Source organism: Cyclobacterium qasimii M12-11B (assembly GCF_000427295.1).
GTDB classification, from domain to species: Bacteria; Bacteroidota; Bacteroidia; order Cytophagales; family Cyclobacteriaceae; genus Cyclobacterium; species Cyclobacterium qasimii.
In genome coordinates this window covers 31,425-48,943 of the sequence record NZ_ATNM01000142.1, presented here as the reverse complement: position 1 = coordinate 48,943, position 17,519 = coordinate 31,425, and the positions used below count along the sequence as shown (strand labels likewise).

8 protein-coding genes and 4 pseudogenes are annotated in these 17,519 nt (G+C 40.3%); 9 read left to right on the top strand and 3 right to left on the bottom strand.

The window, feature by feature from the left end; genetic code table 11:
- Positions 1-71: 71 nt before the first annotated feature.
- Entirely contained in the window at positions 72-1,532 is a 1,461-nt protein-coding gene (locus ADICYQ_RS18190; RefSeq protein ID WP_020891774.1) for a S1C family serine protease, read from the bottom strand.
- A gap of 250 nt (positions 1,533-1,782) precedes the next feature.
- On the opposite strand from ADICYQ_RS18190, the gene ADICYQ_RS18185 reads away from it, so the two are divergent.
- The 4 genes and pseudogenes from ADICYQ_RS18185 to hslU all read left to right on the top strand — a co-directional run bounded on the left by ADICYQ_RS18185 (position 1,783) and on the right by hslU (position 8,342).
- On the top strand, positions 1,783-2,946 hold the full coding sequence (locus ADICYQ_RS18185) for a 1-deoxy-D-xylulose-5-phosphate reductoisomerase (RefSeq protein WP_020891773.1): 1,164 nt from the start codon (positions 1,783-1,785) through the stop codon (positions 2,944-2,946).
- A 3-nt stretch (positions 2,947-2,949) separates the two neighbouring features.
- Complete coding sequence (rseP, locus tag ADICYQ_RS18180; RefSeq protein ID WP_020891772.1) at positions 2,950-4,269, top strand: RIP metalloprotease RseP; 1,320 nt, start codon at positions 2,950-2,952, stop codon at positions 4,267-4,269.
- Between the two features lie 193 nt (positions 4,270-4,462).
- Positions 4,463-6,945 (top strand): annotated as a pseudogene (gene lon, locus ADICYQ_RS18175) (endopeptidase La).
- A gap of 15 nt (positions 6,946-6,960) precedes the next feature.
- A pseudogene (hslU, locus tag ADICYQ_RS18170) lies at positions 6,961-8,342 on the top strand (ATP-dependent protease ATPase subunit HslU).
- 21 nt (positions 8,343-8,363) lie between these two features.
- Here hslU and ADICYQ_RS18165 read toward each other — a convergent pair.
- On the bottom strand, positions 8,364-10,496 hold the full coding sequence (locus ADICYQ_RS18165; RefSeq protein WP_020891767.1) for a xanthine dehydrogenase family protein molybdopterin-binding subunit: 2,133 nt from the start codon (positions 10,494-10,496) through the stop codon (positions 8,364-8,366).
- Entirely contained in the window at positions 10,493-10,954 is a 462-nt protein-coding gene (locus ADICYQ_RS18160) for a (2Fe-2S)-binding protein (protein WP_020891766.1), read from the bottom strand. Before ADICYQ_RS18160 ends, ADICYQ_RS18165 begins: the two co-directional genes overlap by 4 nt.
- 300 nt (positions 10,955-11,254) lie before the next feature.
- On the opposite strand from ADICYQ_RS18160, the pseudogene ADICYQ_RS18155 reads away from it, so the two are divergent.
- The 5 genes and pseudogenes from ADICYQ_RS18155 to ADICYQ_RS18135 all read left to right on the top strand — a co-directional run bounded on the left by ADICYQ_RS18155 (position 11,255) and on the right by ADICYQ_RS18135 (position 17,519).
- A pseudogene (locus tag ADICYQ_RS18155) lies at positions 11,255-12,255 on the top strand (beta-ketoacyl-ACP synthase III).
- 17 nt (positions 12,256-12,272) lie between these two features.
- Entirely contained in the window at positions 12,273-12,836 is a 564-nt protein-coding gene (gene efp / locus ADICYQ_RS18150) for an elongation factor P (RefSeq protein ID WP_020891763.1), read from the top strand.
- A 114-nt stretch (positions 12,837-12,950) separates the two neighbouring features.
- Positions 12,951-13,403: an acetyl-CoA carboxylase biotin carboxyl carrier protein gene (gene accB, locus ADICYQ_RS18145; protein WP_040417049.1), complete on the top strand. Its 453-nt coding sequence runs from the start codon at positions 12,951-12,953 to the stop codon at positions 13,401-13,403.
- A gap of 29 nt (positions 13,404-13,432) precedes the next feature.
- Positions 13,433-14,785 (top strand): acetyl-CoA carboxylase biotin carboxylase subunit, encoded by a 1,353-nt coding sequence (accC, locus tag ADICYQ_RS18140; protein WP_020891761.1) that lies wholly within the window; start codon positions 13,433-13,435, stop codon positions 14,783-14,785.
- Positions 14,786-15,202: 417 nt separating this feature from the next.
- Positions 15,203-17,519: pseudogene (locus tag ADICYQ_RS18135) on the top strand (PSD1 and planctomycete cytochrome C domain-containing protein).

Here is a 17,519-nt window from a genome sequence, read left to right as displayed (position 1 = left end):
ATATTTTCCCGATAAGGATTTGAGTTACTTAGACCTCAAGTCCGGTAACAATCAATTACTGCCTTTTTTGACTACCTGACTGAATAAGATTGCGCAAAGGAGCGTCCTCCTGGCGTAAGTCCTTCCACTCTCAATTGACCACTAAAGTCTTCTAAAAACTTACCGACCACTTCGGGGTCTTTTGCAGGTTCGTCATTTAGACTGGTAAGGATAAAACCTTCTCCAAATCCTAAATCTCTTAGATATCCTCTGGTCATTGAGCTTAGTTTTATTCCATAAGGGATACCAAAACGATCCATTTCTATTGCATTAATGGTTTCTAGTTTAGCTCCTAATAGTGGGGAGGAATAAAAAGACCTTTTGATCACACCGGTTCCTCCAAGCAGGTTTTGGAGTGTAAGCTCAACACTGCTCTTTTTCCCTCCTCTTAGATAGCCAATACTAATCTTATCTCCAGGGTAATAATAGGACAATGCTTCTTCAAAGCTCCCTTTACCTGATATTGCATTCCCATCAACCTGAACAATAACATCATTCACTTTGATTCCTGATTTCTCTGCGGCACCATTTCTGATAATATGAGAAACGATGACACCATCTAAAGTTTCAATTTCCATTTCTTCTGCCCGCTCCGGAGTGATGACACTTACCTCAACTCCCGGTATTGCTTTTTGAACTTCGCCAAACCGGATGAGGTCATTGGCGATTTTTGTAGCGATGTCCACAGGAACGGCAAAACCATACCCCGTGTAGGACCCTGTTCTACTTAAAATTGCAGTATTGATCCCAACCAGTTCCCCTTTTGTATTTACCAAAGCACCTCCCGAATTCCCAGGATTTATAGGCGCATCAGTTTGAATGAAAGATTCCAGTGGAAATTCTCCACCCATAATATTGATCTGTCTCTCTTTGGCAGAAACTATCCCTGCTGTCACCGTGGAAGTGAGGTTAAAGGGGTTTCCAACTGCCAAAACCCACTCTCCTATCTTCAAAGAACGACTGCTACCTATTTCAATGGCTTTTAAGTTTTCCGCTTCAATTTTCAGCACGGCGATATCTGTATTGGCATCAGAGCCAATTAAACTCGCTTTATAGGTTCTCTTTTTATGGATCACTTCTATGGTTTCGGCTTTATCTATGACATGGTTATTGGTAATAATATAGCCATCGGCTGAAAAAATCACCCCCGACCCAGTACTAACGGTTTGTTGCCCGATTCCCTGACCGAAAAAGTAGTCAAAGACACTGTACCTTCGGGAATCTGTACCTGAGAAGTTTTTAATAAACACGACCGAACTGGTACTGTTTTCTGAAGCATCCACAAATGAATCAGGCACAGGATTAATTTGTGATTCCGAAGCCCCATTTGAATGCGTCAAATTAGTAAGCTGCGAAGTAGGGAGATCTTGAATCAAAGAATAATTATCAGTTTTCTGAACTGATAACTCATCACTTAAAAATTCCTGAAACACCCAGGCACCTATTAATCCACCAATAAACGCTACTAAAACTAATAGAACATTTTTTAACATAACTTAAAATATTGAGTTCAATATCAAATACGACTTTTCGCATTTTCCAGTCAATTAATTTAACATTTTTTAAACATTTTACCCTAAAAAAACCACAGCATATTCTTTCGCCAAATGGCACAAAAAAAACATCTTCTTTAAAAAGCGTAAAAAAAACGGGAATACTGGTTTTACCTTGTAAATTTGTCAATAGAAGATAACGTAAAGTGCCATGTTCAGCACTGTGCTTTTTTGAAAGTAAAAAATTTCCATGTCTACAAATAAACGTGTGGCCATCTTAGGCTCAACAGGCAGTATAGGTACCCAAGCTTTAGATGTAATTCAGCAACATTCTGATAAATTTCAAGTAGAAGTACTTACTGCTCATAATAACAAAGACCTCCTAATTAAGCAAGCGATTGCTTTTCAACCAAATGTTGTAGTTATTGGCAACGAAAGTCATTATCAAGAAGTAAAAGAAGCACTGGGTAACCATCCTATTAAAGTTTATGCTGGCGAAAAAGCCATAGCATCGGTAGTAGAAATGGAAACCATTGACATTGTGCTGACAGCTTTGGTAGGCTATGCAGGATTGATACCTACCATCAAAGCGATAGAAGCAGGCAAACCCATTGCCTTGGCCAATAAAGAAACCTTAGTGGTTGCGGGAGACCTTATCACCAAGCTAGCCAAAGAAAAAGCGGTAAACATCTACCCTGTAGATTCGGAACATTCTGCTATCTTTCAATGTTTGATTGGAGAATTTCATAACCCTATCGAAAAGATCATACTTACTGCCTCAGGTGGACCTTTTAGGGGAAAGGACCGTGATTTCTTGAAAAACGTCACCAAGGAGCAAGCACTCAAGCACCCCAATTGGGATATGGGAGCCAAAATCACAATAGATTCAGCTTCTTTGATGAACAAAGGACTGGAAGTAATAGAGGCAAAGTGGCTTTTTGGATTAGAAGCAAATCAGATTGACGTAGTCGTTCACCCACAATCTATCGTTCATTCCTTGGTTCAATTTGAGGACGGGTCAATAAAAGCACAACTTGGACTACCAGATATGCGTATTCCTATTCAATTTGCCTTATCTTACCCTGACAGAATCAAATCTAATTTTCAAAGGTTTGATTTCATGGATTATCCTAGCCTTCAATTTGAGAAGCCTGATAGGGAAACATTTAAAAACCTTGACTTGGCTTTTATCGCCTTAGAAAAAGGTGGAAATGCTGCTTGTTCTTTAAACGCTGCCAACGAAATTGCGGTGGCAGCATTTTTGCAAGACAAAATCAAATTCCTTGAAATGTCAGATCTTATTGAACAGAGCATGGATAAAATCAGTTTTATTAAAAAACCTAGTTTGGACGACTTAATTGCGACCGACAGAGAAACGAGAATAATTTCAGAAGAATTAATTAGCAGAAAATAAAGAATGGATACATTAATAATGGTAGCGCAATTGCTACTCGGCTTGTCGATTTTAGTCGGCCTACACGAATTGGGGCACCTTCTAGCAGCAAAAATGTTTGGAATGAGAGTTGAAAAATTCTCCATAGGATTCCCTCCAAAAATAATCGGTTTTCAATGGAAAGAAACTGAGTATTCTATAGGCGCAATTCCATTGGGAGGATTCGTCAAAATTTCCGGAATGGTAGACGAATCACTCGATGCCGAACAAATGTCTGCAGAGCCCCAACCTTGGGAGTTTCGTTCCAAGCCGGCATGGCAGCGGTTGATAGTAATGCTGGGTGGTGTTATTGTAAATGTTGTAACTGGAATTATCATTTTTGTTTTTCTGGTATACAGTAAAGGCGAAACCTATTTCTCTAGAGACCAGGTGATTGAAAATGGTATCGTAGCTTACGATATCGGTCAACAAATAGGCTTTGAAGACGGAGATAAAATACTGGACATCAATGGCATTCCTTACGAGTCATTGAACGACCTGAGTGGCGGAAATGCCTTACTTAGCTCTGATGGCTATTATACGATTGAAAGGGATGGAGAACAAATGAAAATTGATATCCCCCGAGGTTTTATAAATTCCTTCTCTAATGAGGAAAGCATGTCAAACTTCATTAGTATTCGTTTTCCTTTTACCATCCTGGAATTAAACCCGGAAGGAACAGCTATTAAAGCAGGAATTCAAAAAGGAGACAAAATAACTGCCATTAATGAGCAGCCTATTAACTATTTCAACGAACTACAAGCAGCGCTCGGGGAGCACAAAGGTGAGTCAGTAGAATTAACTTTGCTGAGAGACCAACAGGAGGTCATTACGAATTTAGATGTAATGGAAGATGGGACCATTGGAATTGCTGCAAACAACTTACTTGAACCAGTAAGCAAAAAATATTCATTTGCACAATCTATCCCAATTGGGACAGAAAGAGCATTTAGTGTGGTCATTATCAACGCCAGAGCCATGGGCAAAATGTTTACTGGCGAAGTCTCTACAAAAAATGTCAGTGGACCAATAGGGATGGCTAAAATTTATGGTTCTACTTGGGACTGGACAAAATTCTGGTCCATCACAGGCTTAATTTCCATGATACTGGCCTTTATGAACTTGCTTCCAATTCCTGCTTTAGATGGTGGTCATGTAATGTTTCTACTGTATGAAATGGTATCCGGTAGAAGCCCCTCTGATAGATTCCTTGAAAATGCACAAAAAATCGGCATGGTCCTTTTATTAGCCATCATGGTTTTCGCTATAGGGAATGATATTCTTAAGCTTTTCACAGGTAGCTAATAAGTGAATTTCTTTAAAATGGGGAATATTATATCCCCATTTTAAATTTACCCCTAATTTTTATTGCCTGCCAATTTGTAAAAGGAAATAAATTGGCATAGGCCTTGGACTATGCTTGTTTAACAGCCTGTTTAATAGGGGTTTTTCTTATTTCCATAAAATAACATGACACAACATCTGTCATAATGTCTGTATGAACAATAACGACAATCAATTATACCATTCACTTATGTTAGGAGATTTTTCAGGAGAAGGAGATCTTATTCAGTTAATTACTGATGACGAAGATGAAACTAGCATAAAAGAAGAAAACTACGCAAAAGAAATACCCATACTCTCAGTTAGAAACACTGTACTGTTTCCTGGTGTAGTTATTCCGATAACTGTGGGTAGACAGCGATCTATAAAGCTTATAAAAAAAGCCCAGAAAGGGGATAAACTTATCGGAGTCTGTGCCCAAAGAAATCCAAACATTGAAGATCCCTCCTGGGATGATATTTATCATGTTGGTACACTTGCTAAAATTGTGAAAATGATTGTTCTGCCAGACGGCAATACAACTATCATTATCCAAGGCAAAAAACGCTTTAAAATCGAGGAAGAATTAACAGAGGATCCATATTTCCAGGCGAGTGTCTCTTATTTGGATGAAACCTTCCCTAAGAATGACAAAAAAATAGAGGCCTTAGAGCAATCTCTCAAGGAATCGGCATTTAAAATTCTGCAGTTAAATCCAGAAATACCAAGAGAAGCCCAGGTAGCGCTTGACAATATTGACAGCACTTCCTTTCTCACACATTTTCTTTCATCAAACATCAATGCACCGGTAGATTCCAAACAAAAACTACTGGAAATTAATGATGGCATAGACAGAGCCACCTTATTGCTTGAGTTTATGATGAAAGACATTCAGATGCTCGAACTCAAAAATGAAATCCAAAAAAAGGTGCATACTGACATAGATCAGCAGCAGCGGGATTATTTTTTAAGACAGCAGATGAAAGTCCTTCAAACAGAATTAGGTGATGAGGGCCCAGACAAGGAAGTTGAAGAATTAAGGCTTAGAGGAAAAAGAAAAAGTGGCCGAAAGATGTTGCCACCCAGTTCAATAAGGAACTGGATAAAATCATGAGGATGAATCCTGCTACTGCAGAATATCCCATTGCCATTAATTACGCTGAAGTATTGGTAGATCTTCCATGGAATGATTTTACTACCGATAATTTTGACCTTAACAGAGCAAAGAAAATTCTGGACAGAGATCACTCTGGACTAGACAAGGTGAAGGACAGAATTATTGAATACCTCGCAGTGCTAAAATTAAAGCAAGACCTTAAAGGCCCTATTTTATGCCTATATGGCCCTCCAGGAGTTGGTAAAACATCTCTAGGGAAGTCCATTGCCAAAGCCTTAGGGAGAAAATACGTACGAATGTCCTTAGGTGGTCTTCATGACGAATCAGAAATAAGAGGGCATAGAAAAACCTATATAGGAGCCATGCCTGGCAAAATTATTCAAAACATGAAAAAGGGTAAATCATCAAATCCTGTTTTCGTTTTGGATGAAATAGATAAAATAAGCACAGACTTCAGAGGAGATCCATCTTCCGCATTTTTGGAGGTTTTGGATCCTGAACAAAACAGTGCATTTGTAGACAATTACGTTGAAGTAGACTACGATTTATCGAAAGTGCTCTTTATTGCCACTGCCAACACACTAGAAAACCTACAACCTGCCCTTAGAGACAGGATGGAGATCATTGAGGTTACTGGCTACACAATGGAAGAAAAGGTAGAGATTGCCAAAAAACATTTGGTTCCCAAACAAAGGAGGGAACATGGGCTTAAATCTAAAGACATCTCTTTTTCCAATGATTCCTTAGTTAAAATCATAGAAGATTACACTAGAGAGTCTGGCGTTAGAAGTTTGGAAAGACAAATCGGGAAAGTAATTAGAAACATCGCTAAATCTATAGCGATGGAGGAAACTTACCAGAAAAAGATAACCACTGCCTCCGTAAGGAAAATTCTTGGTGGAGAAATATTTGACAAGGAGATTTACCAGGACAACTCCATTCCAGGAGTGGTTACAGGATTGGCCTGGACTTCAGTGGGAGGAGAAATTCTTTTTATTGAAGCGAGCATTAGTAGAGGTAAAGGTAAACTGACGCTTTCAGGTCAGTTGGGTGATGTCATGAAGGAATCAGCCATGACCGCCATATCCTACTTGAAATCCCATGCAGACATGCTGGACATAGATTATCGTGTATTCGATCAATATGACCTGCACATACATGTACCTGCAGGTGCAGTACCGAAAGATGGTCCATCAGCAGGGATTACCATGCTAACTGCCATAGCCTCTATTTATACTCAAAGAAAGGTCAAAACCAAGTTGGCTATGACGGGAGAAATCACCTTAAGAGGTAAGGTGATGCCAGTAGGTGGTATTAAAGAAAAGATTCTAGCTGCTAAAAGAGCTGGAATTGAAGACATCATTCTTTGTAAAAGAAATCAAAGAGACATTGAAGAAATCGATGATTCTTACCTTAAAGGGGTACAGTTTCATTTTGTCGATCAGGTAAATGAAGTTTTAGCGTTAGCTCTTCTTGACGAAAAAGTTTCTAATCCTGTGAAGTTTACCTTCGATGAAGGGGAAAAGAAATCTGAAGCATAGTAAAGAATTGAAAAAATGAAGGATTTAACACCAAGGCAAATTGTTGCTGAACTGGATAAATATATCATTGGCCAGACGGAGGCCAAAAGGAATGTCGCCATTGCTTTAAGAAATCGGATTCGCCGGCTAATGGTGAAATCTGATCTCCAAAAGGACATTGTACCGAACAACATCCTTATGATTGGCTCTACTGGAGTCGGTAAAACGGAGATTGCCCGAAGACTTGCTAAAATTGCCAATGCGCCATTTACGAAAGTGGAAGCTTCCAAATTTACAGAAGTGGGCTATGTGGGGAGAGATGTAGAGTCTATGGTCAGGGATTTGGTAGAACACGCTGTCACCCTGGTAAAGGAATCTAAGAACGAAGAAGTAAAGGAAAAAGCGGCAATAATCGTAGAGGACATGCTCCTGGATATATTGATTCCCCCTGTAAGAGGGACAGGTTTCAGTACATCAAATCAAAAAGAGAATTTCAACCCTGACAATGCCAGTGAACAAGAACTCAATGAAAAGACGAGGGAAAGGTTCAAGGAGAAGTTGAAAAATGGAGAACTCGAAGAAAGGAAGATTGAAATCAATGTGAAACAATCTTCTCCTGCGGGTATTGGCATGGTGGGCAATGGCATGATGGATGAAGCCAGTATGGCAGGCATTCAGGACATGCTCAGCAATATGATGCCCAAGCGTACTAAAAAAGAAAAGTCACCATATCCGAAGCCAGAAAAATCTTAATGGAAGAAGAGGCTGCGAAGCTGATTGACTTTGATGAAGTAAAGGAACAGGCGATACATCTTACAGAAAACAACGGTATAATATTTATCGATGAAATTGATAAAATAGCCTCAAGCTCAGGTAAATCCGGTGGGCCAGATGTAAGTAGAGAAGGTGTTCAGCGGGATTTATTACCAATAGTAGAAGGAAGTGCTGTCAATACCAAATACGGTTTGGTACATACAGACCATGTATTGTTTATCGCAGCAGGTGCTTTCCACGTAAGCAAACCATCTGATCTAATTCCTGAATTACAAGGAAGATTCCCTATTAGAGTAGAGTTGACTAGCCTTACTCAGGAAGACTTTTATAAAATCTTGAAAGACCCGAAAAATGCACTAACAAAGCAATATCAAGCTTTGTTTGAGTCGGAAGAGGTCTACCTGGAATACACTGATGACGCCATTCAGGAGATTGCTTCTATAGCCTTTAGCATCAATGAAGAAGTTGAAAATATTGGGGCAAGAAGACTTCATACTGTTATGAGTCATTTATTAAACGACTATTTGTTTGATGTCCCTGACAGTATCGGTCCAAACAGCAAGATTATGATAACAAAAGAATTGGTCAATGAAAGGCTAAATTCTTTGGTTAAAAACAGGGATCTTTCCCAATACATACTGTAACATAAATGTTGTAAATCTCCATCAGGCATTGTCAGGCACAATGCCTGATGGCAACATCGGTAACTTGTAGAGCTTAATCCCTGAAGCATCATGAATAGCATTCCGTAAAGCGGGGGCTATACAAACAATAGGGGCTTCTCCGGCTCCTGAGGATGGCAAATCGGCTCTATTCAACAGGATAACTTTCATCTTAGGAACATCTTTAAACCTGGGGACACGGTAAGATGCGAGGCTGGCATTGGTGAGGTTTCCGTCTTTAAAATCAACTGCCTCAAAAAGAGCACCTCCTAAGCCTTGAAGGACACAGCCTATTACCTGGCTTTCCAAGTGTCTGGGATTTATGATCACACCACATTCAAATGCCGTCACCACCTCTCGAACAATTAATTTCCTGGAGTTCTTTTCTACTTCGACCTCAACAAAGGTAGCAACATAACCACCCTTAACGGTTCCGCAGGCCATACCATACCCAATATTGTCTTTGCTCTTCTGTCTTTCCCAACCAAAGGCTTGAGCGGCGGCCTTAACTACAGCTTTTAACCTGGAGTTTTCCAAATTCCTTAATCTAAATCGTAAAGGATCTTCACCTAAACTAATGGCCAGGTCATTCACAATGGACTCCATGGCAAAAACATTCGCAGTGGAAGACAAAGCCCTGTAGGAGCCTTGTCTTAGAGGAGAAGAAGAGCGGTGAAATTCAAGATGTTTTTTTCCTCCTTTATAGGGGAAATCGATACCTGCTGAACCCGAATTAAAATTATGAAACTCCCATGAAGAAATTTCCCCATCGCTTAAAGAGGCCCGCACCTGAATTACTCCTGCAGGTCTGAAGTAAGCCCACTTAAACTCCTCCTCTCTGGTCCAGCATACTTTCACTGGCTTCCCAACATGTTTGGCCAACCTGGCAGCCTCCACCCCTACCTCACTCGTTTGTTTCCCTCCATAACCTGAACCCGTATCAGGTACGTAAACCCGAATGCTATCCACAGGCAAATCAAAGGTTTTCTGTAAATCTTCATGTAAGCCAAATGGTCGTTGCGTTCCCGCCCAAACTTCCAGGTATCCATTTTCCCAAGACGCTAAGCCTGCTCTGGTCTCTAAAGGCACATGGGCGATATAATCTACCTCAAAACTTTTATCCAGTTTTACATCCCCCTGATCATAGGCATCAACAAGCCCCTTGCTCACTACCTTCTTCTCTGCAGCAGTATTCACTAGATGTTCAAAGAGTTCTGATCTTTGCACAGGAGGACTACGGTCCCAGGAACTCTCAATAGAGGCCAGAGCAATGGCAGCCGTTAAGGTATCCGCTGCTGTAACACCAATAAAGTCCCCTTCCTTAACCACATTTACACCTGGGATTTTTTCTGCTTCACTGGTATCCGCAAATAGTAATTTCGCCCCGTAAGCAGGTGGCCGTAACACCTTTCCGAAAACCATACCCGGCAAAACCATATCGGAAACATACCGGTGATTTCCCGTAATAAAGTCTCTACCGTTAATCTTAGGAATTGAGTGGCCTGCAACCTTCCACTCTTCGGGAGCGATGGTCTTTACATTTTTATTGACTTTTCTCAAAAGTTGCTTGTCCTTCACCAGGTCACCATAAGCCAACCTCTTATTTGACGAGGGATCAATGACCATCCCATCGCTTAAGGTTAAACTGGAAGACTTAATTCCCCAGGTCTTTTGCGCTTCTTCCACCAATATTTCTCTGAGATTTGCAGCAGCCATCCTTAGTATGGGAGAAATCTGAAGTGTAGTAAGGCTTCCGTAGGTTCCGCGATCATATGGTGTCAGTGCGGTATCGCCCATTATCATATTTATCGCTTCAGGAGCTACGAAAAGTTCCTCCGCGACAACCTGACTGAGAGAAGTCCTTATATTTTGGCCAATTTCTACCTTACCTGTAAAAACCGTAATGTCACCAGTGGGAGAAATATGAATCCAAGATGAAATGAGCTCCTGGTCAGGGAATGTTGAATGCTTGTCATTGGCTTGAATGGCTGAAGCGACAAAAACATCTGACCAAGCAATATAGGTCGCTACCCCTGTTCCCATATATTTAAAGAAACTTCTTCTGGAGATGTTACCAATCGCCTTTACAGCTTTGTTCTTTATTGGGGATTGCTTTTTGTTTGCCTTTAATTTCATTGTTCCCCCTCTTTTTGAATTATCTTTTTGAGTGCATTGATTATAGCCGGGTAAGTACAGCAGCGACAGATATTTCCATTTAACCCATCTATTAAATCCTGAGTGCTCGCGTCTGGTTGTTTTTTCAGCAATGCAGCCGCTGTTATGACCATGCCGGGAGCGCAATAGCTACATTGAAAAACATCCTCTTCCAGAAAAACCTTTTGTACAGGATGAAGTTCACCATTCTCGGCCAAACCCTCTATGGTAATGACCTTTTTACCAGAAACTGATGTAACCGGCGTAATACATGAGGGGGTAGGTATACCATTCACTAAAACTTTGCATGCACCGCAAGCCCCTTCGCCACAGCCATATTTGGTCCCTGTCAGGTCCAATTTATCTCTTAGGACTTCTAGCAGACTTGGGTTATTGGCCACTTCTACCGAATATTCTTTATTGTTTACACGTAGTTTCATTATATAATCTGGAAGTATTGCACTGATTTATAATTTATGAATTTTTTCATGCTATACCAACATCCAGGTTAAATCCGTTAAAATATTGATTCTCATTGTGATTTATTTTTCACATATCCATGATTTCTTTGGTGGACAAGCACATTTTAAATAATTTTGGGATTCGAAATTTTAATACTGTACACATCTTCTAACAAAAACAGTATAAATTAACATGGGATTTGCCCTAAATTACTTTCAATAAAAAATCGCACGAAAGACAGGACAACCCGTTTCCAATGTGAGACTAGAACCAATCAGATGAAAAAAAGAGCTGTTATTACAGGAGTGCATGGCTGGGTACCCGAGTATGTACTTGACAACAAAGAACTGGAAACCATGGTAGATACCAATGACGAGTGGATCACCAGTCGTACAGGTATCAAGGAAAGAAGAATTTTAAAGGGTGAGAACCAAGGTACTTCAGTCATCGGTACAGCAGCAGTAAAAGGATTATTGGAAAAAACCAATACCAATCCGGAAGACATCGATTTGATAATCTGTGCTACAGTAACTCCAGATATGTTATTCCCTGCTACAGCCAACATCATCGCAGACAATGTAGGTGCCAAAAACAGTTACAGCTTTGATATTTCTGCCGCTTGTTCTGGATTTTTGTATGCCTTAACGATAGGAAGTAAGTTTATCGAAACTGGTGCACATAAAAAGGTGATCATCATAGGCGCGGATAAAATGTCTTCAATTGTCAACTATCAGGACAGGTCCACATGCATCATTTTCGGTGATGGGGGTGGTGCTGTATTGTTAGAGGCTACGGAGGAGGATCTTGGAATTATGGACTCTATGCTTCATACTGACGGATCAGGAGCCAATTACCTACGTATTGAAGCAGGTGGAAGCAAAAAGCCAGCAACAATTGATTCAGTTACTGCCAGGGAACATTATGTTTTCCAAGAGGGCTCTACTGTGTTTAAATTTGCGGTGACCAACATGGCAGACGTAAGCGCTCAGATCATGAAGAAAACAATTTGACTCCTGATGATATCGCTTGGTTGGTACCACATCAAGCAAACAAGAGAATAATTGATGCTACCGCAAAAAGAATGGGCGTTGGTCCTGAAAAGGTCATGCTAAATATTGAAAAATATGGCAATACTACCGCTGGGACGCTTCCATTGTGCTTATGGGATTATGAATCCAAATTAAAAAAAGGAGATAATCTTATTTTAGCTGCTTTTGGTGGTGGATTTACCTGGGGAGCAGTATATTTAAAGTGGGGATATGACCCTAAAAGCGTTTAATCAAAAACTAAGCAAATATGGCAAGTACTGCTGATTTTAAAAATGGCCTTTGTCTGGTGTTTAATCATGACATTATGACAATAGTTGATTTCCAACATGTGAAACCTGGAAAAGGCCCAGCATTCGTTAGGACAAAGCTAAAAAGTCTTACCAATGGAAAAGTCCTTGATAAAACTTTCAATTCTGGCGAGAAAGTAACAACCGCCCGTGTAGAAAAAAGACCCCATCAGTACATTTACAGTGATGATATGGGCTATCACTTCATGGACACGGAGACTTTCGAACAAATTCCAATTGAGGAAAAACTGATTGAAAGACCAGGACTATTGAAGGAAGGACAATTAGTAGACATCCTCATCCATGATGAGACAGAGACTCCTCTGGGTGTGGAACTTCCAGCATTTGTAGAATTAATGGTGACCTATACTGAACCTGGCATCAAAGGTGATACAGCCACTAATACACTTAAGCCTGCCACACTTGAAACTGGCGCGATAGTGATGGTACCTTTATTTGTAGACCAAGACATAATGATCAAGGTAGACACACGTGATGGTTCCTACTCAGAAAGAGTGAAATAATACACTTAACGTTAAAATTATTCATTAATTTACATAGTTTTACTTAAGTTAATAATCAAGTATATTTGAAACAGGGTGGCCAAAAATTGGGCTTACTCTCAAAGAAATAGATTTATGAAAGCAAAAGAGATACAAGAGTTAATTGACTTTATTTCCAATTCCGGACTAGCAGAGGTCAAAATTGAGACAGACGAATTCAAGCTTTCCATCAAAAAGAATTCGGACACTCCTGTAGTGAAACACTCAGAAAACCTTATTCCTCAATTCGCTCAGGCAGCCCCTGCTCCTGCCCCAGTCGAAACGGCTGCTGCACCAGCGACAAATTACCTAGAAGTAAAGTCTCCTATGATAGGCACCTTTTACAGGTCTCCTAATCCTGATGCTGAATTCTTTGTAAACGTGGGAGACACCATTCAAAAAGGACAACCTGTTTGTATCATTGAAGCAATGAAACTATTCAACGAGGTTGAATCAGAAGTTTCAGGTAAAATCGTGAAGATTTTGGTGGATGATGCATCCCCTGTCGAATATGACCAACCGCTGTTTTTGGTTGAACCTCAGAATTGATTGTTTTCTAACCAAATCGACTTTATATAGTGTTTAATAAAATATTAATAGCAAATAGAGGGGAAATAGCCTTAAGGATCATACGAACCTGTAAGGAAATGGGGGTAAAGACTGTCGCCGTCTATTCTACTGCCGATAAAGATAGCCTACATGTACGCTTTGCAGATGAAGCAGTTTGTATAGGTGCACCAGCCAGCAAAGACTCCTATTTAAATATCCCCAGAATAATAGCTGCTGCAGAAATAACAAATGCGGACGCCATTCATCCTGGCTATGGTTTTCTATCTGAGAACGCTGAATTTTCACGAATTTGTGAAGAATACAATATAAAATTTATTGGAGCCAGCCCTGACATGATCAATCAGATGGGGGATAAAGCAACCGCAAAAGCCACAATGGCTGCAGCTGGAGTACCAACTATCCCTGGTTCTGTAGGTTTATTAGAATCAATAGAGCAAGGACTTCCTTTAGCGGAAAAAATCGGCTACCCAGTTATCCTTAAGGCAACAGCCGGCGGGGGTGGTAGAGGTATGCGAATAGTAAAGGATCCCTCTGGATTCAAAAAAGCTTGGGATGATGCAAGGCAAGAATCTGCAGCTGCATTCGGCAATGACGGATTGTATCTTGAGAAATTTGTAGAAGAACCAAGACATATCGAAATTCAGATCATTGGAGACTCTTCAGGTAGGGCATGTCATTTATCAGAAAGAGATTGCTCCATTCAAAGACGCCACCAAAAATTAGTGGAAGAAACACCTTCTCCGTTTATCACAGATGAATTGAGAGAAAAAATGGGGACAGCAGCAATCAAAGGTGCTGAAGCCATCGCTTATGAAGGTGCTGGAACCATAGAGTTTTTAGTGGATAAAAACAGGGACTTCTACTTTATGGAAATGAATACCAGAATACAGGTAGAACATCCAATAACTGAAGAGGTAACTGATTTTGATCTAATTAAGGAACAAATAAAAGTAGCTGCAGGAGAGAAAATTAGCGGAAAAAATTATTTCCCTAAATTATTCGCCATGGAGTGTCGAATCAATGCTGAGGATCCTGCAAATGGGTTCAGGCCAAGCCCTGGGAAAATTGTAAACCTTCATCTACCAGGTGGCAAGGGAGTACGGATTGACAGCCATGTATATGCTGGATACGTCATCCCTCCAAACTACGATTCCATGATCGCCAAACTTATAGTAAGTGCTCAATCCAGGCAGGAAGTCATTGTAAGAATGAAACGTGCATTGGAAGAGTTTGTAATTGATGGCATCAAAACTACCATTCCATTCCATTTGGCTTTATTGGAAGATCCTGAATTTATCGCAGGAAATTTCACTACTAAATTTTTGGAAGATTTTGATTTCTCTAAGATTAAAAAATCCTAATTGATTTAAAATATCTAAATCATATAAATCACTTGAAAAGGAGAAGCGTAATGCTTCTCCTTTTTTATTGCTCCACTTCCTAATTTTAAGAAAATGCTATTCAATTGTCCTTTTTAGAGCAGTCATCCCATTTTGCTACAGGTCTAGTGAGACCAACTTCCCATGCATCTTAATAGGAAAAGATGCAATTGCTGAGAAATTAAACTTCTTGAAAACTAAAATACAGCGAGTTCATAGACAGTAACGATTGATTGATTTTGAAGCGATACCATCCCTTAAAAAATGGTCTATTACCTATTTAGTAATAGAAATCACCGAATTAATCCTTGGTGCACAATATTAAATATTGCTTGTATATTCAGCTTTAAATTAGGAAATTGTTCATTATTAACAATTTAAGCAAGGCAATAAATATATATGCTTAAGCACCTAACCCAAATACTACTAATACCAATTGTAATTTTCACTTCTTGTTCAGAAAAAGAATCAGAAGCGGATGTTTTGACATCAGGCAATCAAATCAGTTACAATTTTCATATCCGACCTATTTTATCAGACAATTGTTTTGCCTGCCATGGGCCAGATGAAAACAAAAGAGAGTCAGGTTTAAGGCTAGACACGGAAGAAAGTGCCTATGCAGCACTAAAAGAGAATCCTGAAGCACACGCAATAGTGCCTGGAAAACCTGGGAAATCAGAGGTTGTCCTCAGGATAGAAGCAACAGATGCGGCAGAACTGATGCCACCACCTGAATCAAATCTTAAACTCAGCGGCAGTGAAATTGAAACCATCAAAAAATGGATCAAACAAGGAGCTAAATACCAGCCCCATTGGGCATTTGTAACTCCATCTAAAACTAGTCTGCCTAAAAACTTCAAATGCTGAGTGGCCCAATAATGAAATTGACCATTTCATCCTGGCAAAGCTTGATCATTTAGGCCTTAAACCCAATGAATCGGCAGACAAAATGCTGCTTCTCAAGAGGCTGAGTTTGGACATCACAGGCCTACTCCCAACACTAGAAGTAGCAAAGTCTTATGAAGCTGACAATACAGAGGATGCAACTGAAAAGATCATAGATGAATTACTAGACAGCCCTTCCTTCGGTGAGCGAATGGCTGTATTGTGGATGGATATTGCACGTTATTCAGACTCCTATGGCTATCAGGATGACAATATCAGAACCCAATGGCCCTACAGGGATTGGGTTATTCATGCTTTTAACAAAAACCTTCCCTACGACACGTTCATCACCTGGCAAATAGCAGGTGATTTGCTACCCAATCCGAATAAAGAGCAAATACTGGCAACTGCCTTCAATAGGAATCACAAATACACTGAAGAAGGGGGCGTAATACCTGAAGAATACAGGGTTGAATACATTTTGGACAAGACCAACACCTTCAGCAAGGCGATAATAGGCATGACCGTTGAATGTGCTCAGTGCCATGATCATAAATTCGACCCAATTTCTCAGGCCAATTATTTTCAAATGTATGCTTTTTTCAATAACACGCCGGAACAGGGTTATGAAGGAGATGTAAGTGTTTCCAAACCGGCGAAGCATCCCATCATGTGGGTAGAAAAAGAAGACCTGAATGGCATCCTGGACTTTGTCAATCATCAAGACAGCAGCAAAATTATGGTCTCCGTTATGGATGATTATAAGGACACTTTAAGGCAGACATTTGTACTGGACAGGGGGATTTACGATCAACCAACTACTGAAGTCTTCCCCTCCACCCCAGAAGCTATTCTTAAATTTGACGAGAACAAATACGCCAAAAACCGACTAGGCTTGGCCGAGTGGACTTTTTCAGACGAAAATCCATTGACAGCCAGGGTATTTGTCAACCTTATGTGGCAGGAATTTTTTCGGTGCAGGAATTGTACGGTCAGCAGGAGATTTTGGCATGCAGGGTAAATTACCTTCTCATCCAGAATTGCTAGATTGGCTTGCTGTAGATTTCCGTGAAAGTGGTTGGGACGTAAAGAATTTAATTAAAAAATTGTGAGTTCAGCCACCTACCAGCAATCGGCAACAGTAGACAAAAAGAAAGTTGAGATGGATCCAGATAATTTTTACCTGGCCAGCTACCCAAGAATAAGGTTAAATGCTGAAAACATTCGTGACATGATTATCGCTAGCAGTGGCTTAATGTCTAAAGAAATTGGAGGGCCTAGCGTAAAACCTTATCAACCCGAGGGCTTATGGGAAGCTGCCACCTCTGGCAGAGGAGAACTGGCAGAATACCGACAGGATGAAGGGGCCGATCTTTACCGAAGAGGGCTGTATACCTTTATCAAACTAACTTCGCCACCTCCCAAGCCTATAATATTTGACGGTAGCAATAGAGATGTGTGCGAAGTAACCCGAAACAGAACCAACACCCCGCTGCAAGCATTGGCAATGCTAAATGATCCATTGGTACTTGAAGCATCACGTGTTTTGGCCAATAATTTGATAAAGGAAGGGAAAGAAAATGAAGCCGCGATTAAAGAAGCCTTTTTCAGGATTTTATGCCGTGCGCCTAAAGAGGAGGAAATGGCCCTCTTAATTGAATACCATCAGGAAGAATTAAAGAGATTCAAACAAAAGCCTGAAACCGTTTTAGAAACGGTGAAAGCGGGAGAGTTCCCCTTGGATCAATTTAGTGACACACCCGAAACAGCTGCCCTTATGCAAGTAGTGGTGGCCATTTATAATGTAGAAGAAGCGATTACCAAAACTTGA